Annotated in this window: 21 protein-coding genes; 6 read left to right on the forward strand and 15 right to left on the reverse strand. The window is 61.6% G+C overall.

Annotated elements, in window-relative coordinates; translation table 11 throughout:
* Nucleotides 1-6: 6 nt before the first annotated feature.
* From YH62_RS06575 to YH62_RS06635, 13 genes are all read right to left on the reverse strand, one after another.
* Entirely contained in the window at nucleotides 7-510 is a 504-nt protein-coding gene (locus YH62_RS06575; protein ID WP_046793371.1) for a nitrate reductase cytochrome c-type subunit, read from the reverse strand.
* Nucleotides 480-2,984 (reverse strand): periplasmic nitrate reductase subunit alpha, encoded by a 2,505-nt coding sequence (gene napA / locus YH62_RS06580; protein ID WP_046793372.1) that lies wholly within the window; start codon nucleotides 2,982-2,984, stop codon nucleotides 480-482. The genes YH62_RS06575 and napA overlap by 31 nt, the downstream gene beginning before the upstream one ends.
* A complete protein-coding gene (locus YH62_RS06585; protein WP_046793373.1) occupies nucleotides 2,959-3,243 on the reverse strand; it encodes a chaperone NapD in 285 nt (94 codons plus the stop codon). Before YH62_RS06585 ends, napA begins: the two co-directional genes overlap by 26 nt.
* On the reverse strand, nucleotides 3,236-3,736 hold the full coding sequence (locus tag YH62_RS29405; RefSeq protein ID WP_082118265.1) for a ferredoxin-type protein NapF: 501 nt from the start codon (nucleotides 3,734-3,736) through the stop codon (nucleotides 3,236-3,238). The genes YH62_RS06585 and YH62_RS29405 overlap by 8 nt, the downstream gene beginning before the upstream one ends.
* Before the next feature lie 10 nt (nucleotides 3,737-3,746).
* Entirely contained in the window at nucleotides 3,747-3,938 is a 192-nt protein-coding gene (napE, locus tag YH62_RS06595; protein ID WP_046793375.1) for a periplasmic nitrate reductase, NapE protein, read from the reverse strand.
* A 194-nt stretch (nucleotides 3,939-4,132) separates the two neighbouring features.
* On the reverse strand, nucleotides 4,133-5,386 hold the full coding sequence (locus tag YH62_RS06600; protein ID WP_046793376.1) for a neutral trehalase: 1,254 nt from the start codon (nucleotides 5,384-5,386) through the stop codon (nucleotides 4,133-4,135).
* A gap of 19 nt (nucleotides 5,387-5,405) precedes the next feature.
* Entirely contained in the window at nucleotides 5,406-6,464 is a 1,059-nt protein-coding gene (locus YH62_RS06605) for an ABC transporter ATP-binding protein (RefSeq protein ID WP_046793377.1), read from the reverse strand.
* A 13-nt stretch (nucleotides 6,465-6,477) separates the two neighbouring features.
* The gene (locus YH62_RS06610; protein ID WP_046793378.1) at nucleotides 6,478-7,308 is read right to left on the reverse strand and encodes a carbohydrate ABC transporter permease; all 831 of its coding nucleotides are present in this window, start codon (nucleotides 7,306-7,308) and stop codon (nucleotides 6,478-6,480) included.
* The gene (locus YH62_RS06615; RefSeq protein ID WP_046793379.1) at nucleotides 7,305-8,156 is read right to left on the reverse strand and encodes a sugar ABC transporter permease; all 852 of its coding nucleotides are present in this window, start codon (nucleotides 8,154-8,156) and stop codon (nucleotides 7,305-7,307) included. The genes YH62_RS06610 and YH62_RS06615 overlap by 4 nt, the downstream gene beginning before the upstream one ends.
* A 73-nt stretch (nucleotides 8,157-8,229) precedes the next feature.
* Nucleotides 8,230-9,504 (reverse strand): extracellular solute-binding protein, encoded by a 1,275-nt coding sequence (locus YH62_RS06620; RefSeq protein ID WP_046793380.1) that lies wholly within the window; start codon nucleotides 9,502-9,504, stop codon nucleotides 8,230-8,232.
* A gap of 44 nt (nucleotides 9,505-9,548) precedes the next feature.
* The gene (locus YH62_RS06625; RefSeq protein ID WP_046793381.1) at nucleotides 9,549-10,559 is read right to left on the reverse strand and encodes a substrate-binding domain-containing protein; all 1,011 of its coding nucleotides are present in this window, start codon (nucleotides 10,557-10,559) and stop codon (nucleotides 9,549-9,551) included.
* Between the two features lie 104 nt (nucleotides 10,560-10,663).
* Nucleotides 10,664-11,590 (reverse strand): dihydrodipicolinate synthase family protein, encoded by a 927-nt coding sequence (locus YH62_RS06630; RefSeq protein WP_046793382.1) that lies wholly within the window; start codon nucleotides 11,588-11,590, stop codon nucleotides 10,664-10,666.
* Nucleotides 11,587-12,291, reverse strand: coding sequence for a ribonuclease activity regulator RraA (locus tag YH62_RS06635; protein WP_046793383.1), 705 nt, complete (start codon nucleotides 12,289-12,291; stop codon nucleotides 11,587-11,589). The genes YH62_RS06630 and YH62_RS06635 overlap by 4 nt, the downstream gene beginning before the upstream one ends.
* Nucleotides 12,292-12,421: 130 nt before the next feature.
* Between YH62_RS06635 and YH62_RS06640 the strand changes: the two genes are divergently transcribed.
* The gene (locus YH62_RS06640; RefSeq protein ID WP_046793384.1) at nucleotides 12,422-13,288 is read left to right on the forward strand and encodes a LysR family transcriptional regulator; all 867 of its coding nucleotides are present in this window, start codon (nucleotides 12,422-12,424) and stop codon (nucleotides 13,286-13,288) included.
* Nucleotides 13,289-13,463: 175 nt separating this feature from the next.
* Here the strand turns inward: YH62_RS06640 and YH62_RS06645 are convergent, their stop codons facing one another.
* Nucleotides 13,464-14,123, reverse strand: a complete 660-nt coding sequence (locus tag YH62_RS06645; RefSeq protein ID WP_046793385.1) for a peroxiredoxin — start codon at nucleotides 14,121-14,123, stop codon at nucleotides 13,464-13,466.
* 326 nt (nucleotides 14,124-14,449) lie between these two features.
* On the opposite strand from YH62_RS06645, the gene YH62_RS06650 reads away from it, so the two are divergent.
* The 5 genes from YH62_RS06650 (at nucleotide 14,450) to YH62_RS06670 (ending at nucleotide 19,916) form a co-directional block, all read left to right on the forward strand.
* Nucleotides 14,450-15,199: a GntR family transcriptional regulator gene (locus YH62_RS06650; protein ID WP_046793386.1), complete on the forward strand. Its 750-nt coding sequence runs from the start codon at nucleotides 14,450-14,452 to the stop codon at nucleotides 15,197-15,199.
* Nucleotides 15,200-15,277: 78 nt separating this feature from the next.
* Nucleotides 15,278-16,792, forward strand: a complete 1,515-nt coding sequence (locus YH62_RS06655) for a putative N-acetylmannosamine-6-phosphate 2-epimerase (protein ID WP_046793707.1) — start codon at nucleotides 15,278-15,280, stop codon at nucleotides 16,790-16,792.
* Nucleotides 16,793-16,844: 52 nt separating this feature from the next.
* Complete coding sequence (locus tag YH62_RS06660) at nucleotides 16,845-18,170, forward strand: sugar ABC transporter substrate-binding protein (protein ID WP_046793387.1); 1,326 nt, start codon at nucleotides 16,845-16,847, stop codon at nucleotides 18,168-18,170.
* Between the two features lie 56 nt (nucleotides 18,171-18,226).
* Complete coding sequence (locus YH62_RS06665) at nucleotides 18,227-19,093, forward strand: sugar ABC transporter permease (protein WP_046793388.1); 867 nt, start codon at nucleotides 18,227-18,229, stop codon at nucleotides 19,091-19,093.
* A gap of 1 nt (nucleotide 19,094) precedes the next feature.
* Nucleotides 19,095-19,916, forward strand: a complete 822-nt coding sequence (locus tag YH62_RS06670) for a carbohydrate ABC transporter permease (protein WP_046793389.1) — start codon at nucleotides 19,095-19,097, stop codon at nucleotides 19,914-19,916.
* Here YH62_RS06670 and YH62_RS06675 read toward each other — a convergent pair.
* Complete coding sequence (locus tag YH62_RS06675; RefSeq protein WP_046793390.1) at nucleotides 19,913-20,941, reverse strand: LacI family DNA-binding transcriptional regulator; 1,029 nt, start codon at nucleotides 20,939-20,941, stop codon at nucleotides 19,913-19,915. The genes YH62_RS06670 and YH62_RS06675 overlap by 4 nt on opposite strands.
* Nucleotides 20,942-21,006 lie beyond the last annotated feature (65 nt).

The raw sequence follows: 21,006 nt of genomic DNA on the forward strand, positions 1-21,006 counted from the left end.
ATAAGTTCACTCGCTTCCCGCTTGCTTGAAACCCATCTCGCTCATGTCCTTGAAAGCGTTGGGCACCAGCGGCCGCGTGTCGGCCTGGGGTACATGGCAGGCGGTGCAGAAGTATCGCCTTGGCGAAACATCGGCGAGCATCTGCCCATCGCGGGTCATGTAGTGCGTGACGCTAATCATCGGCGCGCCCGAAGCCTGCATGAACTCGCGCTTGTGGCAGGACAGACACCGGTTTGCGTTCACCGAAAGCTGATAGCCTTCGATCGAGTGCGGGATGATCGGCGGTTGATCGGGATAGGCACGCATGACCTGCTTGTCGTCAACCACCCATTTCGGCAATGGCGCGGCAGCGCCCGTGGCCATCGAGGGTGTCGGGCCTTCGAGTTGCGGCACCATCTGCTGCACCACCTGGGCGAGGGACGCGGTCGCGAGGAACAGCACGAACCCTGCGGCGACCATCATCCATTCGGATCGCCGGATCAGGCGACGGGAAGTATCTTGACCGCGCATTTTTTGAAATCCGTCTGTTTGGAGATGGGATCGGTTGCGTCGAGGGTGACCTTGTTGATCAACTGGCTGGCATCGAACCAGGGAACAAAGATCACCCCAGGCGGCATACGATTGCGGCCGCGGGTTTCGACGCGAGAGCGGATTTCGCCCCGTCGGGAGACGATGCGGACCTCGGCGCCCTGGTTGATACCGCGCTTGCGGGCATCGTCGCCGTTCATGAAGACGCGGGCACCAGGAAAGGCCTTGTAGAGTTCGGGAACCCGCATCGTCATCGAGCCGGAGTGCCAGTGCTCCAGCACACGGCCGGTCACCAGCCAGAAATCGAATTCCTCATCCGGCGATTCGGCTGGCGGCTCGTAGGGAACAGCGAGGATGACCGCCTTGCCGTCCGGCTGGCCGTAGAACTTCACGCCTTCGCCCGGTTTCACATACGGGTCGTAGCCTTCGCGGTAACGCCAGCGGGTCTCCTGCCCGTTGACCACAGGCCAGCGAAGTCCGCGCACTTCATGATAGCTGTCGTAGGGCGCAAGGTCGTGACCATGTCCGCGGCCGAAAGCGGCATATTCTTCGAACAAACCCTTCTGGATGTAGAAGCCAAAATCCTTGGCCTCGTTGTTGGCGTATTCTTCATTGACCTCGCTGAGCGGGAAGCGGTCGACCTCGCCGTTGCGGAAGAGCACGTCATAGAGCGTCTTGCCGCGGTAGTCGGGATCGGCATCGAGGATATCGGCAGGCCAGACTTCGTCGGTGGTGAAGCGTTTGGAAAACTCGACCATCTGCCAGAGATCCGAACGGGCATCGCCTTTTGCCTGGACGAGCTGATGCCAGACATGGGTGCGGCGCTCAGCATTGCCGTATGCTCCCTCCTTTTCCACCCACATAGCGGCGGGCAGGATCAGGTCGGCGCTCATGGCCGTAATGGTCGGATAGGCGTCCGACACGACGATGAAATTGTCGGGGTTGCGGTAGCCCTGCCAGGTTTCATTGCTCGTGTTGGGGCCGGCCTGGACGTTGTTGTTGACCTGCACCCAATAGAAATTGAGCTTTCCATCCTTCAGCATGCGGTCCTGTTCCACCGCATGATATCCGGGCTTTTCCGGGATGACGCCGTGGGGAATGCGCCAGATCTCTTCGGCATGTTTGCGGTGCTCGGGATTGGTCACCGTCATGTCCGCCGGCAGGCGATGGGCGAAGGTGCCGACCTCGCGGGCGGTGCCGCAGGCCGATGGCTGGCCGGTCAGCGAAAACGGGCTGTTGCCGGGCTCCGAAATCTTTCCGGTCAGGAGGTGTAGGTTGTAGACCATCTGATTGGCCCACACGCCGCGCACATGCTGGTTGAAGCCCATGGTCCAGAGCGACATGACCTTAGTCTTCGGATCGGCGTAGAGTTCGGCAAGCTGCTCGAGGAAGCCCGCATCGACGCCCGTCAGCTCCGCCGTCTTCTTCAGCGTGTATTCGGAGACGAATTCCTTGAACGCCTCGAAGTCCATGGGCTCGGTCTTGGCCGGATCGGCAGAATTGGCTGCGTTGACTTCCACCGGATTGTCGGGCCGCAGGCCGTAGCCAATGTCGGTCACGCCGCGGGCGAACTTGGTGTGACTCTGGACAAAATCCTGGTTCACCCGTCCGGTTTGAATGATGTGGTTGGCGATATAGTTCAGGATCGCCAGGTCCGTTCCTGGCTTGAAGACCATCGGAATATCGGCGAGGTCCATGCTGCGGTGGGTGAAGGTCGAAAGCACCGCCACGCGCACATGCGGATATCCGAGCCGGCGATCGGCGATGCGCGTCCAGAGAATGGGATGCATCTCCGCCATGTTCGAGCCCCAGAGCACGAAGGCGTCGGCATTCTCGAAATCGTCGTAGCAGCCCATCGGCTCGTCCATGCCGAAGGTCCGCATGAAGGCGTAGGCCGCCGAGGCCATGCAATGACGGGCATTCGGATCGAGGTTGTTCGAACGGAAGCCGGCGCGCATCAGCTTGGTTGCGGCATAGCCCTCGAAGATCGTCCACTGGCCGGAACCGAACATGCCGACGGCGGTGGGGCCTTTTTCCTTCAGGACCTTTTTGCACTGCGTGGCCATGACGTCGAAGGCTTCGTTCCAGCTCACCGGCTCGAACTCGCCATCCTTGTCATAGACGCCGCCACGCTTGCGCAGGAGCGGGGTCTGCAGCCGGTCTTCGCCGTACATGATCTTGGAGAGGAAATAACCCTTGATGCAGTTGAGACCGCGATTGACCTCCGCCTGCATGTCGCCGTGGGTGGCGACGACCTGGCCATCCTTGACGCCGACCATCACCCCGCATCCTGTACCGCAAAAACGGCACGGCGCCTTGGACCACTTGATCTGCAGAGCCTCCACCCCGCCCGGTATAGGCTGCGCTTCCGCCGGCAGAGCCACCCCGGCGGCAGCTGCCGCGACCCCGGCCGCATGCGCCTTCAGCATGTCACGCCGTGTCAGTTCTCCCGTCATGGTTCGGCTCTCCTCGTGTTTCCACATGTTCAAACACCATGTTGGCCGCGACGACCCCGTCGAGCACCGATATCCGGCTCAGCATCTCGCCAAGGGCGCCGGTGCTTGCTCCTTCGAGTACGATGACGATTTTCGCGCCGTTATTTGCATGGACCTCAACGCCGGCCATGTCTTTGATGTGAGTCAAAACGCTTTCGGTCGATCCGGGCTTCGTCGCGACCACTGCGCTGGAGATGTGCCAGGCCGTTTGATCAGCCATGGGCTGCCTCCTGGGCAAGGGGCCGCATGCTTATCGCGTTGACCGGGCAAACCTGCAGACACGCGCCGCAACCGGTGCAGAGCATGTCGTCCAGGTCGGGCAGGAAAGGACCGCCCATCCGCGGTCGAAAACGGATGGCTTGAACGGGACAGCTCTCACCGCAGGACTGGCAGGCGATGTTGCTCATCGGAAGGCATCCGTCACCGATGAGGGCGGTATGGGGAAAGCGCGAAGCGGGCTTCTCGTCGAATACGGCTTCAGGACAGCTTTCCTGGCAGGCGGCACAGAAGGTACATTCGCCAGCCGAAAAGTCGACGCTCGGAAGTCCGCCCACGAGGCGGATTATGCCGGTGGGACATCGCTCCGCGCAGAGGCCGCATCCGGTGCAGTTGCGTAGGCTCTCAAGGGAGGCTCCGGGTGGGCAGAGGCGAGGCGGATGGACCGAGGAACGGCCGGTCAATAACTCTCGTCGGGAAAGCGGTGCCGGCCTCATGGACGCTCTCTCAGTGCACCGGAGGGCCGGGAGGCCCGAAAATCATCTGATAAAACCAGACGAGAAATCCGTAGCCTCCGACGACACCGATGGCCACTATCGGCCAGACTCCGAAAGCAAGGGCGAAGAATGCAAGCAGTTCATTACGCCGCCTGCGCCGCAGGTTTGTTGGGGAAGGCGGATCAGAAAGAACGTCCGACATGCAACCTCCTGAATATACACGAATGATAATATACAGTCGGAAAATGGCAACCCTTCCGAGAGTATAAAGAGCCCCGAGCTTCCGGTCGGAGCATTCGTCAGGAGGTATGCGAGCAGTCCATGAGCGGAAGTGGCCGTTCCCAACGATGTGGGAAAGCCCTTTTTTTGTACGGGACTGCTTTGGTCAAAAAGGCTCTATTGCCGTATCAGCCACAGATAGGCGGCAGCCGTCCAGGAGAAGCCGAGCCCGCCGCAACCTTCACCTGTCGTCGGGTCGAAATATTCGGCAAAGCCTTCGGTTTCGATTGCGTCGATGGTGGACTTGCGCAGCTCTTCGGCAAGATCCGTCTGGCCGTTGCGCTTCAGCCCGTCGATCAACAGCCAATTAATGATCGCCCAGGCGGGACCGCGCCAATAACGCTTCGGCTCAAAGCTCTCGATACCGGGCTTGGTGGTGGGAAAGGCGACCTTCACGCCTTTCGACCATGCTTTCATCTCATTCACCAATGCTCCCGCGATTTCCTCCTCCAGGTCCAATGAGAGAAGCGGGATGAAGCCTGCCTGGGTGGGAGCCGCCACGTCCTCGCCCGAGATCAGATCACGGGAGACGAAGCGCGAAAATTCCGGCCGCCACTGGGCAAGCAGTGCCTTGCGGCTCAGAGCATTGAGTGCTGCGATTTCAGCTGCGTCATCTTGCCTTCCGAGCAGTCGGGCGAGATGCTCCAGATCTTCGCCGGCCTTGAGTAGGATCGCGGTCGTCTGAACTTCCGCCACCTTGAACGGTGCCTTTTCCCATTGCCTGGCCGGTTCCCAGTCGCAGGCTGCATAAGTATCGACCAGATGAATGAAGCGCCTGTAATCCTCATCGCGCGGACGCATCTCGGCATTGACGTGACCGGTATCCTTGCGCGCGACCGCCGTTTCGGTCGTGGTCGGCACTCGGGCAAGCGCGAGGTCCCAGGCGGGCGAGTTGTCGCTGCCGCTTTCCCATGGGTGCAGGAGCGCAACGAGCCCGGTTCCCTTGGGGTCGCGGGCGGAATACCACCAGCGATGCCATTTCAGGGCAGCCTCGTAGAGGGGAGGCGTTCTTGCCTCGGCAGGGCCTGCAGCCTCGTGTACCTTGCGCAGCGCGATCGCAAAAACCGGAGGTTGCGTGATGCCCGAGGTCGGGACCGAATGGCGCGTGCGCCAGACGTTAGCGCCGGGGAAATAGGTATCGCTCGGCTGATGGAAGACGATGTGCGGGATCATGCCGTCCGCCCACTGACCCTCGGCAAGCCGTTCCAGTTCACGATAGGCGCGGTCGACGTCATAAAGTGAAAACCCCATGGCGACGAAGGCGGAATCCCAGTTCCACTGGAAGGGATAGAGCCGATCGGTAGGCACCGTATAGCCGCCGCGGTCATTGACCGCGAGAATCCGCCTCGCCTCGTCGAGATGCTTGCTCATTCTTGATACTCCAGGGGTTTCAGGCGGCCGCTGCCGGATAGGATTTGCCGCTTTCGGGCGAAAGCCAGGTGATTCGGTTGCGGTCGAGCTTCAGCCCGATCACATCGCCGCTTCTGACGGTTTCGGATGCCGGCAGGATGACGCGCACCGGCTGGTCGTGGATCGATCCTGTCAGGAGCAGGTGCGATCCCATCGGCTCGGCCACGCGGACCTTCATTTCCATCCCCTCCGGCAGGTTTGCGAGCTCCACGGCTTCGCCGCGAAGGCCAAGCACGATCTCGCTTGCGGACCCATCCGGCACGACCAATTGTTGAACCCCTGCGGCTACACGGCCGTTTTCCACCGGCACCTTGATGAAATTCATCGGCGGATTGCCGATGAAGCCGCCGACGAAACGTGTCGCGGGATGGTTGTAGACGTCGACCGGCGAGCCCACCTGCTCGACCACGCCGTTATGCATGACGGCGATACGGTCGGAGAGGCCCATCGCCTCTGTCTGGTCATGGGTGACATAGATCGTCGTGGTGCCCGCCGATTGCAGCACGGTTTTGAGTTCGGTGCGCATTTCAAGCCGCAGCAGCGCATCCAGATTCGAAAGCGGCTCGTCCATGAGCAGCACCTTGGGCTCGACGGCGAGTGCGCGGGCGACCGCCACGCGCTGGCGCTGTCCACCGGAGAGCTTGTTCGGGTAGCGGTCGAGATAGGGTTCGATATGCAGCAGACCGGCGGCTTTCTCGACCTGCTTTTTCACCCGCGCGTCGTCCACTTTCTGCATGCGTAGGCCGAAGGCGACGTTCTCGTAAACTGTCATGTGCGGGAAGACGGCATAATTCTGAAAGACCATCGCCAGACCGCGGTCCTTTGGTGGCAAGCCGATCACCGACTTCTCGCCGATGCGCACGTCGCCGGAGGTTGCGCTCTCCAGCCCCGCGATGATGCGCAGAAGCGTGGTCTTGCCGCAGCCCGACGGCCCGAGCAGTGAGACGAATTCTCCGTCGTTGATCGTCAGCGAGATTTCCTTCAGCGCCTGGAAGGAGCCGAAGTTCTTGCGGATGCGATCTATGACAATATTGGCCATGGAAATGGTCCCGTTACTTGGAGGAAATGCCCCAGATCGCGAACAGGTAACGCCTGACCGCGAAGATGAAGATGACCGAGGGAAGGATGAGCAGCAGGCCGCCGGCAAACCGGTAATGCATCGGGCTTTCGGACAGCACCGTCAGCAGGTAAGCCGTCAATGTGCGATTTCTGACCGTCAGCACGGAAGCCGCGAAGACCTCGTTCCAGGAAATGACGAAGGCGAAGACCGCCGTCGCCACGATGCCGGGTAGCGCAAGCGGCGCGACGACCTTGAAGAAGGCCTGGATACGGGTGCAGCCGAAGACCCAGGCGGCCTCCTCGAGTTCTCGGGGGACGCCGAGGAAAATGCCCTGCGTCACCAGCGCCGCGAAGGGCAGCGCCAAAACCGTATGGATCAGGCCGACGCCGATAATGGTATCGTAGAGACCGAGCCGGATGTAGGAGACGGTGAGCGGCAGCGCCAGGATGGCTAGCGGAAAGGCGCGGGTGAGCAGCACCAGCAGCCGATAGCTATCCTTGCCACGGAAATTGTACCGGGCAAGCGCGTATCCGGCCGGCGCCCCGAGCAGGATCGACAGCGCTACGGTGATCCCGGCAGCACCGAGCGAATTGAAAAAACTCTGCGTCACACCCTCGGTTCTGAGGAAGAGCAGGAACGGGTCCAGCGAAATGCCCATCGGCAAACCGGTTTTCGGCCACTGGTAGACGCCTTGGCGTCCGCCGAGCGCACCGAGCGCCACGAGGTAAATCGGCACCAGCACCCAGGCGCAGAGCGCGATGATGCCGCTCCACAGCAGCCAGCGGCGAGAAGAGACGAAACCCGCGGGGTTGGCGGTGCTCATGGCAGGCGCTCCGGATCGACCTTGATGGCCTTGAGGTAGACGAGGGTCGCGGCAAGCGAGATGACCATGATCAGGACCGCATAGGCAGCCGCCACCCCGTAATTCTGGTTCTGGTTCTGCCAGTTGTAGGCTTCACCCACGAGAACCGGGAAATTGCGGCCTCCGAGCGCGTAGACGACCGCAAAGACTTCGAAGGCGAGTACGGTCCGCAGGATGAGGGCGGATTGCAGCGCCGGGCGGATGAGCGGCAGGGTGATGCGCCAGAACCGCGTCCAGGGTCCTGCGCCGAAGATTTCGGCGGCTTCCTTGAACTCCTTCGGCACCTGGTTGAGGCCGGCGACGATAATAACCATGACGATCGCCGTGCCGCGCCAGATTTCGGCGATCGCGATCGCGATAAAGAGCGCCACCGGCGTCTGATAGGAAAGCCAGCTCGTTTGCCGCTCGATAAGGCCGAGGCCGAAGAGCAACGAGTTGAAATACCCGGTATTCTGCAGGATCGAGAGCCAGACGAGGCCGGCGGCGAGATCCGAAATGGCAAGGGGAATGGTCCAGATCCAGAGGATGGTTTCGCGGCCGCCCGCGATTTTGGCGACCATGGTGCCCATGGCAAGCGCGATGGCGAGCTGAACCGGTACGACAACAGCGGTGAGCAGGAAGGTATTCTGGACCGAGCGCCCGAAATTGATGTCGTTCACCATGCGCTGCGCATTGGCAAGCGAAGGCGCGCCGTTATCGGAGATCGCCAGCCAGATCGTCTGCACCAGCGGCACGATGAACAGCAGCGCCAGGAAGGCGACGGAAGGCAGGATCAGGAGATAGGGGACCCAGGGTCTGGTTTGCGTCATCGGCGTGCCCCGCAGGCGGATTGAAGAACTGGGTCCGGGCTTGCGCCCGAACCCGAACAGCCTTGGGAGGCGCTCATTCGACGGGGCAGGGGCCGTCGCTCTTTGCATCTGGCGCCCAGCAGGCAGCCTTGGTGTCGGTCATCAGCTTGGAAAGCGTTGCACCCTGCGCCTTGAGTACGTCGGCCACCGGTTCGTTCTGGAGAACGATACGCTGGAAGCTGTCCATGTAGACCTTGTTGAATTCGCCGCCCTTGTCTCCGAGACCGACCGGAAGAAGCGAAATCAGCGCATCGTCGGCAGCTTGTGTGGCTGTGACGGCGCCTGCAAGCAGGGCGACGCCCGGATCGAGATCCGGCGGGAGCTGAACGTTCAAGGTCGGGAAGAAGCCGACGCGCTGTGCGGTCAAAAGCTGCGTCTCCTGCATTGTCAAGTGCTCGATGACCTTGGTGGCGCCTGCGGCATCCGGTGCCCCCTTCGGGATCGCCAGTCCGGCGACGACCGGCATATAGCCGCGCCCCTTCGGACCAGCCGGCGCGGGGAAGACGACATAATCGTCAGGCGAGGCGGAGATCGCGTTCCTGAGACGCGCGACATGGTCCCAGGCAACCATCACTTCGCCGGCGGCAAGCGGCTCCTGCATGAAGTCATAATTGGTGGAATTTGGATTGACCTGAGCCCACAGTTCCTTGAATTTCTCCCAGCCGGCAGCGGCGTCCGCATTCTGGAAGGTGCGCACCACGCCACCCGTAAAGGACGGATAGAAATAGCCCTCGAAATAGCGGGCCATCAGCCCTTTCGGACCCGCCGGAAAGCCGATCTGCGGCTGTCCGGTCGCCTCCTGCAGCTTCCTGCCCCATTCTATGAGCTGGTCATAGCTGAGCGTGTTCACGTCCGCGCCCTCGGGCAGGTGCTGCAGCGCATCCTTGTGGGCAGCCATGACATAGGTGGCCTGCATCCATGGGATGTATTGCTGGCTGGTCTTGCCGAGCTTGCCGAGATCGAGCAATGACTGCGGCATGCCTCCATCGGCCAGTTTCTTCGCCAGTTCGTCGAGCGGCTCGAAACCATCCCTGTCGGCGATCGGCGAAAGCTCGCCATGCAGCGCCCCGACAAGGCTGATCGTATGCTTGCCGGCCTGGCGCTCCGCCTCCATGCGCACGGCGAACTGCGGCGGCTCCTCGACGACATAGTCGATGTCGCCGACGCCTTGCAGCAGTTCTTCGCGCACGACGGTCGCTTCCTCGATCGGGCGAAGCTGGGTGGACAGGAATACAGTCTGTGCCAGCGAGGGTGAGGCGAAGGTCAGCACCGTCGAGGCCAGAATTCCGAATGACAGCAAGCGTTTCATTTGTTTCTCCTCCTTATTGTCTTTCTGTTTGCTTCGGCTGTTGACTAAACATCCGGGAAAGAACGGCGATGGCTTTCCCGATCCACGAATTCGATGGGACGCAGTTCCTGAAGGTTCTCGGCGGGTTCTCCCGCGATGGCGCGAAGCAGCAGGGAGGCGAAGCTCGCGCCGAGGTTTTCGCCGGTCATCCGCATGGTCGATAGCGGTGGGCTTGCGAATGCGCCGATCGGCAGATCGTCGTGGCCGACGATGCTGATGGTCTCGCCACCCTCGATTTCACGCAGTGCCCGCAGCGCGCCGATCGCCATTTCATCGGTGGCGCAGACAAGCGCCGTCGGACGCAACGGCCGGCGCAGAAGCTCAAGCGCCGCAAGATAGCCGCCTTGTTCGGTCGGCGCGCCTTCGGCGCAGAGGCTGGCCTCCAGACCGCATTCATCCAGGGCAGCCTGCCAGCCGCGACGACGGGTGTGAGCGAAATAGTATTCCTGCGGGCCAGCGATATGGCCGATCCGGCGATGGCCGGCGGCATGGAAGCGCAATGTCGCTTGGCGGAAGCCGGAAAAACCATCGCCATCGATGAAGGCGTGCGGCGTGGGGGATTCGGTGCGCCCGTTGGTGACGAAGGGAATACCGCGAGATTGCAGGAATTCGACGCGCTCGTCATTGCGTTTGGTGCGCACCAGCAGCATGGCATCCACCCTTCGCCCGTCGACAAAGCGGCGGCACATCTCGAGTTCGCTTTCGCCACGCGGAACGGGCGCAATCACGAGGTTGAGACCGGCGCCGGCGAGATGCTCGGCACAGCCGGAGAGCATGTCGATGAAGTGGGGAGGGCCGATATGGCCCGGATCGCTGGGAAGCGTGACGGCGACGAGTTCGGCCCGTTGCTTGCGAAGCCGGCGCGCCGAGGCGTTTGGCCTATACCCGACCTTGTCGGCGGCTTCTCGAACCCGCTCGCGCGTAGTGGGGGAAACATCCGCATAGCCGTCCAAGGCACGGGAAACCGTGGTGATGGACAAGCCGAGCGATTGCGCAAGCTGTTTTAGATTGGACAAGGTTTCCTCCCTCGTCTCAAGGTTCATCCAAAACGTTTTGGGAGTCAAGCCGAAACGTTTTGGATAGGATTCAGGAGAGGCGAGAAGGGAAAGAGGAGTGTTTGCTAAAGCGCGGCGCGTCTGTCCCGTCTGGCAAGCCGCTCAAGCAGGTAATCCACCTCGGCCTTGGCGGTCGCGGTCAGCATCTGGCCCGGTTTGCGCTGCGCATCTGAGGTAATGACGCCGCGGCGCTTCAACACGTGCTTTCGCACCGCAAGCCCAATGCCGAGCTGCTGCTCATAGCGGATCAGCGGCAGGTGAGCGTCGAAGAGGTCGTGGGCCTCATCACGCTTGCCGGCTGCGAACAGCTCGACGAGTTCCACCAGCATGTCCGGAAAGCCGTAGCCGGTCATCGCGCCGTCGGCGCCGCGTTCCGGTTCGAAATCGAGGAACATGCCGCCATTGCCGCAAAGGATCGAGAACTCCCGCAGTTCGCCGGCCTTCTGCATGGCTCTGAGCTTCGAGATCTTTTCGAGGCCCGGCCAGTCTTCGTGTTTCAGCATCCGGCAGGAGGAGTGGTTTGCGATGACCTTGGCAACGACACTGGCTGACATGACGACGCTGAGCGTCAGCGGATAATCCTGCAGCACCCAGGGGATGTCTTCCCCGATCGCTTCAACGGCCTGCTCGAAATAGCCTACGATCTGTTCGTCCGTGCGAAGCGCCGGTGTCGGCGCGATCATCACGCCGGCGGCTCCCATCTCCATCGCGTCACGGGCAAGCGACCGCATGGCGGCGAAGCCGGGTGCGGAGACGCCGACGATGACGGGCACATTTGCGCGCGATACCACCTGTTTGATGATGGCGCGCGATTCCGAAGGCTCCAGCTTCGGCGCCTCGCCCATAATGCCGAGGATGGTGATGCCGGTAACGCCGCTCTCGACATAGAAATCGGTCAGGCGGTCGATGGATGGGTGGTCGAGCGCGCCATCCGGCAGGAACGGCGTGGTGGCGATGGCATAGACGCCCTTCGATTGTGTGCTGAATGTCATTGTGCGTCCTTCCAGGCCTGGTAGCGCGCCTTGGTTTCCGCGTTCATCGGATAGAGACCGGGCAGCGGCACGCCGCGATCGACCTCGGTCATGATCCAGGCTTCCATGCGCTCCTGTTCGGGCGCCTCGGCTAAAACCGTGTCAAGCAGCTTTGCAGGGATCAGGACCGCGCCGTCTTCGTCCACCACCACGATATCGCCGGGGAAGACGGCGACGCCACCGCAGGCGATAGGTTCCTGCCAGCCGACGAAGGTAAGACCGGCAACGGAGGGCGGCGCGGAGACGCCGTCGCACCAGACCGGAAGCCCGGTGCCGAGCACGCCCGCCGCATCACGCATGACGCCATCGGTCACCAACCCCGCGACCCCGCGTTTGACCATGCGCGAGCAGAGGATATCGCCGAAAATGCCGGCATCGAGCACACCCATGGCATCGGCCACGGCCACGCAGCCCTCAGGCATGGCCTCGATCGCCGCGCGCGTTGAGATCGGCGAGGACCAGCTTTCCGGCGTTGCGAGATCCTCGCGGGCGGGCACGAAGCGCAAAGTGAACGCCGGCCCCACGACGCGGGGCTGACCTGGTCTGAGCGGTTTCGTGCCGCGCATCCAGACGTTCCGGAGCCCCTTCTTCAGGAGAACGGTAGTCAGCGTTGCAGTGGAAACGCCTTTGAGCGTTTCGACGGTCTGCGGATCAAGCGGCATGTCTGGAACCTCGTTGACTGAAAGGAAAGCCCTGACGAAGGGCAAAGGACGGCCTTTGGCGGCATTATGGTCAGCCTAAGAAGAAGAAAAATGTAGCTCTTCCTGCTTTTAGACGATAGCTTTTGTTTTGATGGAAACGCGTTTTCTCGAAACCTTCCTATTGGTCGCCGAGCTTGGTTCGCTGGCCGAGGCATCCCGGCGGCTCGGCATTACGCCTGCCGCTGTCGCGCAACGCATGCAGGCGCTTGAGGAGGATATCGGGGTGCCGCTGCTCACCCGAGCCGGCAGGCGCGTGAGCCCGACCGAGACGGGTCATGCACTCATCGAGAAAAGCCGCACTATCATTGCGGAGGTCCGCGACCTGCGCGCGCTCGCCAATGCCGATCTGCCTTCCGGGGAGTTGCGGCTCGGTGCGATCTCGACGGCACTCACCGGGCTTCTGCCGCCGGCCTTGCGCTCCGTCTTCGCGAGCAGGTCGCAGGTGGAGGTTTTCCTTTTGCCGGGTACCTCCGCTGAACTCTACCAGAGGCTCCGGAATGCCGATATCCACGCAGCAATCCTCGTCAAACCGCCGTTTCCTATCCCGAAAACATTTGAATGGGAGCTGCTGCGGGCAGAGCGCCTCGTACTTTTGGCGCCGGGCGAATGCCGTCGACAATCACCCCATGACATCATCGCGACGCGGCCCTTCATTCGTTATGACCGCAGCAATTGGGGTGGGCGCCTGGCAGACGGCTATCTGAGGAGCCAGGGCCTCAAACCGGTGGAGCGGCTGGAGCTGGATTCGCTGGAGGCGATCGCCGTGATGGTCAGCAACGGTCTCGGCGTTTCCCTGGTTCCGGACTGGGCGCGACCATGGCCCGGAGACCTGGATATCTGCGTTCTCGAGCTGCCGGCTACATCTCCGCCGCGGGAAGTCGGCATGTTGTGGCCTCGCAGCTCGCCCGCGCGCCGGCTCATCGCGATCATGCTGGATGCGCTCAAGGGTCAGAAGTAATAGTTGGCGATCCGATTGCCGCCCAGCTGCCTGTGGTCGACAGGTAACCTAGTATGCGGCATCCGGCAGCCCGGCCATAATTTCCGGAAAACGTCGGCAGCGGCGGGAAGCATGTGCAAGGCGAAAAAGACCGGCGGGAGCGTGACTCCGCCGGTCTTGGCTATGGAAGCCAGGCTCAGGCAGTAGGCTGTTTGGTCTTCCTGAGATAGGGCAGGACCGTGTCGAACGAGCCGAAACGGGTGACGGCGTCTTCGTTCGAGACTGCAGCCGTGATGATGACGTCGTCGCCCTGCTGCCAGTTGGCCGGTGTCGCGACCTGGTGCTTGGCGGTCAACTGGATCGAATCAATCGCGCGAAGGATCTCCGCGAAATTGCGGCCGGTCGTCATCGGGTAGGTGAGGATCAGCTTGATCTTCTTGTCGGGGCCGATGACGTAGACCGAACGAACGGTGGCATTGTCGGCGGGCGTGCGGCCTTCCGAGGAAGAGCCGGCCTCGGCCGGCAGCATGTCGTAGAGTTTCGCGACCTTCAGATCGCGGTCGCCGATCAGCGGATATTCGACATCGAAGCCCGTCGCCGTCCTGATGTCGTCCTTCCACTTCGTGTGGCTGTCGACCGGGTCCACCGAAATGCCGATGATCTTCACGCCGCGTTTCCTGAATTCGCCCTCCAGGCCGGCCATCGCGCCGAGCTCGGTCGTGCAGACCGGCGTGAAATTCTTCGGGTGCGAGAACAGAACCGCCCAGCCATCGCCGATCCAATCATGAAATTGGATGGTGCCTTGGGTCGTCTCGGCAGTGAAATCGGGCGCGGTATCGTTGATGCGCAGGCTCATGGCGTGCTCCTCTCTAGCTGGTTCGTATCGGCAAAGGATGGGTCGAAGTCCCTTGAAAGTCCACCTCGCGGGCGCCTCCATTTTTGGAATGCATGCGAGAATTTGGGTTGCAACCATTTTGCGCGGATGTGGCGAATTTAGAACGCGTATTTTTGTGAAGTGAGCCCCGGCCGTGGCACCGTTTTCCAATCATGAGGTCGATTGGAGACGGACGTTCCAGGCCGCGGTTGCAGCTATTGCGCGGTCCCGGCCATGATTTGCGAAAACTGGATAATACCAGTATAGCTCCAGCGAGAAAATCGGCAAGATTTTTGCGAGGCAAGGCGATGGCGACAGTAGATCTGATGGAACTGGTGAGCAGGGAGCTCGATCGTCCGGCTTCCGACGTCCCCCTGTACAAGCAACTGAAAACCGCGATCGAGACTGCGATCCGCTCCAATGCCCTGAAGGCCGGAGCCACGCTGCCAGGCGAGCGGGTGATTGCCGAAACGCTGTCGCTATCGCGTGTCACGGTGAGAAAGGCCCTGGCGCTGCTGGAGGAGGAGGGGCTTTTAAACCGCCGGCATGGGGCGAGAACGGAGATCGGGTCGCGGGTCGAAAAATCCCTTTCGACCCTTACAAGCTTTTCCGAGGACATCCGCGCTCGCGGCCTTGAGCCCGGATGTGCTTGGCTTTCAAAGCAAATCGTCAGGCCATCCCCGGCTGAGATGATGGCGCTTGGGGTTGCCGGCATTACCCATGTGGTTCGGCTGAAGCGGGTGCGCACCGCCGATGGGATACCAATCGCGGTCGAGCATTCCGCTGTTCCTGCCCGTTTCCTGCCAGAGCCTGAAATGGTCGGAGATTCACTCTACGAGGCGTTGGAAAAACGTGGCTTCCTGCCGCAAAGGGCCGTCCAGCGCATGCGCGCGCGCGCGGCCTCTGAGGAGGACGCGACACATCTGCAATGCGAGCCCGGCGCGCCTATCCTGGCGACGGAGCGGCGCTGCTTCCTTGCCGATGGACAGATCGTCGAATATTGCGAGACCCGCTACAAGGGTGAGGTCTACGACTTCGTTTTCGAACTGCGTCGATGATACCAGTCAAAAGCTGGTTGCAAGCTGGTATTTTCTATCTATCGTGATGCTCCGAATGGAGTGTCGCGAGTGCTCAAGCTGAAGGAAGAGATCGCCAACAGCCTCATCGTATCCTGCCAGCCGGTTCCCGGCGGGCCGATGGACGATGCCGATTTCGTAACAGGCTTTGCCAAGGCCGCGCTCGATGCCGGTGCCAGCGCCCTTCGCATCGAATCCGTCGCTTATGTCAGGGCGGTGCGGTCCGCGGTTTCCGTGCCGATCATCGGCATCGTCAAGCGTGACCTCGACGATAGCCCGGTCCGGATCACTCCCTTTGTTGCGGATGCGGAGGAACTGGCGGATGCCGGTGCTGACATCGTTGCCTTCGACGCGACCGATCGGCCGAGACCCGCTTCCGTCGAGGAGCTGGTGAAGGCGGTGAAGGCGAAGGGCAAGCTGACGATGGCGGATTGCTCCTGCCTCGAAGATGCCCGCCGGGCGCTTGCAGCTGGCGTCGATTTCGTCGGGACGACGCTTTCCGGTTATGTCGGAGGCCCTGAGCCGGTCGAGGCCGATATCGACCTGATTGCCGCTATGCGGGAGCTTACGCCTTACGTGATCGCCGAAGGCCGCATCCGCTCGCCAGAACAGGCGGTTTCCGCCGTGCGGGCCGGCGCCTGCGCGGTCGTGGTGGGCTCGGCAATCACCCGCACCGAACACGTGACGTCATGGTTCCAAGAGGCCGTCTCGAAAGCGTTCAGAGCGCAACGCGGTGAGCCAGTGCTGGCGATCGATATCGGCGGAACCAAGACCATGGCGGCGCTGGTTGCAGGCTCCAACGTGCTGGAGGAAATCACCGTTCCGACCATTCGCGAGGCCGGCCCGGACGCTTGGCTTTCCGCAGTGGCGAAAAGCACGGCAGCTTGGGCCGGGCGGTATGAGTGCATCGGTATCGCCGTCACAGGATTCATCCAGGCAGGCAGATGGTCCGCCCTCAATCCCGCCACCCTCGGAATCCCGAATGGCTATCCTCTGATCGAAAAGGCCGAAAAGCTGTTCGGCAGGCGCGCCTATGCCGTGAACGATGCGCAGGCGGCCGCCTGGGGCGAGCATCGGTTCGGAGCGGGCAGGGGCTCCAATCTGGTCTTTCTCACCATCTCGACGGGTATTGGCGGCGGCATCGTCGTCAACGGACGGCCGCTGCTCGGACTTGCTGGCCATTTTGGTCTGATCCGCAGTCCTTCACGAGGGGAATCGCCTCTGGAAGACCATACATCCGGGCGCTGGATCGCTGCCGAAGCCACTCGGAACGGGCACCAGGCGGATGCGGCCACAGTTTTCGGCCGGGCACGCGAAGGTGAGGCGTGGGCACGGGACATCGTTTCCCGCTCGGCCGAAAACGTCGCCCTGCTTTGCAGGGACATCCAGATGATGCTCAATCCCGAGGTGATCGTCATCGGTGGAGGTATCGGTCTCGCCCATGGCTATCTGGACGCGGTTCGAGACCATCTGGCAGGGCTTGCCTCACCGGCTGCCCCCAATCTCATTGCAGCAAAGCTCGGCGCACACGCCGGCATCATCGGGGTTGCCGATCTCGCTCGCGAGGCGGGATAGGCGCACCGCAATGGCAGGCATTCAAATGCAACGATAAAGAAGGGAACCAACGATGAAAATGATGAGAACATCTCTTGCGGCAGTTGCCGCTCTGCTTTCGAGCATAGCTATGCCGGGTCTTAGCAATGCCGCCGTCACCGTGCTCGGCTGGCCGGGTGGTTCTGAGGAAACCGCCCTTCGCGCCGCCGTGGAAGCCTATAACGGCAAAGCTGCGGAAACCGACAGGGTCGAGCTTCTCTTCTTCAACCGTGACGGTTTTTTCGACAAACTGCAGGCGGATATGGCCGCCGGCTCCAGCGCCTTCGACATCAATCTCGTCGCTACCTATTCGATCGGCCGCTATGCCCCCTATATGGAGCCGATCGAGCTTGGGCCGGATGCCGCCAAGGTCTTCGGCGAATCCGTGCTGAAGACCATGCAGTTCGACGGCAAGCAATATGGCGTGCCGACCGATCTTTCCCTGCATTTCATGTATTATCGCAAGGACCTGATCGAGGCGCTGATGGCGGATGATGCTGCCAAGGCAAAATATGCTGAGATCGCCAAAGAGCATCTTGAAAAGGAGCTGCAGCCGAAGGATCCCGATCAGTGGACCTGGGAGGACTGGGCGGCGACCGCGCTCTATTTCAGCAAGCAGGTCAACGACGAAAGTCCCGTGCGCTATGGCACCGTATTGCAGATGAAGAACCTGCTCTTCAACATGATGGTCTTCCAGTCTCTGCCACGATCCTACGGCGGAGATTGGATGGATGCGGCCGGCAATGTCACCATTGATTCCGAAGCTTATCGGACAAGTCTTGAGCTCTACAAGAAGCTTTACGACGCCGGCGCCTCGCCGCGCGATTCCTTAAGCTATGAATTTGCCGAAACCAACGCCGCCTATAGCGCGGGCCAGGCTGCGACGGCACTGCAATGGAACGCCGCGGCCGCCGATCTGACGAACGCGGAAAAGTCACCTGCCGTAGCCGATGTGACCGGTGTCGTCGCACCACCCGCAGGGCCGAACGGCCGCGCCGATCATATCCACGGGCTCGGCCTCGGCCTCAACAAGAATGCCAAGAACAAGGAAGGGGCGATCAAGTTCCTGAAATGGCTGGCGAGCGAGGAGGCGGCGCTCACCTATGCACGAGGCGGCGGTTCACCGGCGCTTGCCCCCGAGGTGGTGGCGAAGGTCGCTTCCGAGCGCCCGGACCTGGTCAAGCTCGGCGAGTTTGCCAGCCGGTATGGCTACGTCATGACCGGCGCGACATCGGCCAATGCCCTTTCCATCTATGAACTCCAGGCCAAGGAGTTTACCGGCTATTGGTCCGGCCAGCAGAGCCTCGACGACGCACTTGCCCATACCAAGGCGGGCATGCAGGATCTTCTGAAGAAGTAATTCATTCCCGGACGCGGCCGAATGGGCGCGCGTCCGGCATTTCCCGGCGGATCGAGATGGCTATTGTAAACCGCGCCGAGGGCAGGCTCTATTTCACGCCGCTCGTCGGCTTCCTGCTGCTGTTCCTTGGCTTTCCGGCGATCGTCAATCTCGTCTATTCCGTTTCGACGGTGAATTTCGAGACCCTGCGCAGCCCGACGATCACCGGCTTCGGCAACTATCTTTCGGTCCTTGGCGACCGGGAGTTCTGGCGTTCGGTTTCCTTCTCGATGCGCTTCGGCATCGTCACGGCGCTTGCCGAGTGTCTTATCGGCCTTTTTCTGGCGATCTTCCTGGCGCCGCTCCTCGCGAGACGTTCGGTGCTGATGGCGCCGCTGATGCTGCCTCTGATGGTGGCGCCTGCCATGGTGGGGCTCATGTACCGTCTGGTGCTCCACGAGTTCGCCGGCCCCGTGCCCTATTACCTGTTCGAGTGGTTCGGCGACAGCCCCGCCTTCCTCGACGTCAACAATGCTTTCCGAACGCTCGTGGTGGTCGAGGTACTGCAGTGGACGCCCTTCGCCTTTCTGCTGTTCTACATGGCCTATGTGGCGATCCCGCTCGATGTGCGCGAAGCCGCCGCCCTCGATGGGGCGACATCTTTCAAGGCACTGTGGTGGATCGAGCTGCCGCTCATGCTGCCGACGCTCACCATCGCCTTCTTCATCCGCTTCATCGACGGCTTCCGCGTCTTCGACAATGTCTATGCGCTGACCGGAAGCGGGGCAGGGGGCTCCACCACCTCGCTGTCGATCTACATCTATCACGCCTTCTTCAAACAAGGGGCGATCGGCAAGGCGGTCGCCGCATCGGTCCTCCTGTTCCTGGCGTCACTTGTGGTTCTCTGCGTTCTTAATTGGCTCGCCGGATTGCGGAGGAGGTAAAATGCTGAACGGCCTGCGTTGGATCGTCTATGCGATCGCCGTGCTGGCGATGAATTTTCCGGTGATCGTCACGCTGGTGACCTCCTTCAAGAGTGCCCGCGAACTCTCGACCAATGCCGGTCTCTGGATCAACCAGCCAACGCTGGAGAACTATTTTCGCGTGCTGAGCGACACAAGCCGCTTCAATATCTATATCTATCTGGCGAACAGCGCCGCTGCCGCGCTCATCGGTACGGGGCTTGCGATCCTGCTGGCCTTTCCGGCAGCCTATGCAATTGCCCGCAGCGAGGCCGGAAGACGCATCCTGCTGCCGGTCGTCGTCAATCTGCGCGCCGTGCCGCTCATCATCTTCGCCATCCCGCTTTACATGATGTATCAGTGGCTCGGGCTTCTGGACACGCAGCTCGGTCTCGGCTTGATCCTCACCATCGTCAACGTGCCGCTCGCATTGGTAATCCTGGTGAACGCCATTTCCGACGTGCCGGCCGAGCTGGACGAGGCGGCCAAGGTGGATGGCGCGAGTTCCCTGCAGGTGATGCTGATGATCATCCGCCCGGTGATCCGGCCGGCGCTCGTCACCACCTTCATCTTCGGTTTCATCACCGCCTGGAACGAGTTCCTCTTCGGCCTGATGCTGACGACGAGCCGCGCCGTGCCGATGACGGTTGGCTCTTCCTTCTTCTTTGCGGCGAGCGGCGGGGGCGTGCAATGGGGCACTGCATCCGCGGTCATGATCCTCGGCGCCCTGCCGCCGGCGCTGCTCGGCCTTCTCATGTACCGGCAGATTTCCGGCTCGATGATGGCCGGAGCGGTGAAGGGTTAGAGATCGAAGGTGTCGCTTTCGCCAGGCACGAGTTCCATTGGCCATAGCCGGCGGACCGCCGCATCCGGATAGTGGTTCGAATAGGTTGGCATAGTGGCGAGCAGGGATTCGGCCAGCGAAATTCCGAGCTCCCGCAGGGCCAGGCTGAAGCAGGTCAAGCGTGGCGAGAGAAACTGCGAATGCGGGCTCTGGCGTCCGATGACGGCGATGTCGCGCCCCGGTTTCACGCCAGCTTCGTTGAGCCCGCGATAGAGGCCGATCGCAATCGCCTCGTTGACGAGCACGATGGCGGTCGGACGTTCCCGGCAGGCGATGAGATCCCGCGCGATCTGGTAGCCGCCCGCCTCGTTGGGCGTGGAGCGAAAGACCTGGGTTTCATCCAGAGCCAACCCACGACGCGCGAGCGCTTGCCGGCAACGATCGACGAACACATAGCCGAGATTCATGTCGTCATGCGGGCGGGTGACGGCGATGCGCCTGTGACCGTGGGAAACGAGCCGATCGATCGCGGTATCGGCCATGCCTTCGAAATCCAAGTCGAACCACGGCTGGCCGACATCGGTCAGGCTGCGCCCGAGTGCGATGAAGGGAATATTGCTTTTTGCCAGGAACTCGAACCGTTCGTCATGCCGGCGTGTGGCGGAGAGGATGATGCCGTCGGCAAAGCCGCGCGCGACGACGCGCTTCAGATAGGCCTGCGGGTCTTCTTCGGAAGAGCATAGCAGAGCGACGAGATCGAGCCTGTGGCGGGCGAGCACCGTTTGGACGCCGTCGAAGACGCTCATGAAGAAGGTATCGCCCTGGCCAGTGATCTCCCGGCCCGTCTGCATCATGAAACCGATGACGCCGGTGGAGCCCTTGCGGAGCGCCCGACCTGACTGATTGGCGACATAGCCCAGCTTCTCGGCCGCCTCAAGCACGCGCCGGCGGGTCTCCTCATTCACATCGGGCTTGCCGTTGAGCGCTCGCGAAACTGTTCCGATCGAAATATCGAGATGCCGTGCAAGCTCGCGAATTCCCGTCATTTCTGCTGCTTCCTCCCGGAGACCGAGTTTCGATCCCATATCGGCTATTGACATGAAATCCGCTT

It is taken from the genome of Rhizobium sp. LC145, assembly GCF_001005825.1.
Taxonomy (GTDB): Bacteria; Pseudomonadota; Alphaproteobacteria; order Rhizobiales; family Rhizobiaceae; genus Neorhizobium.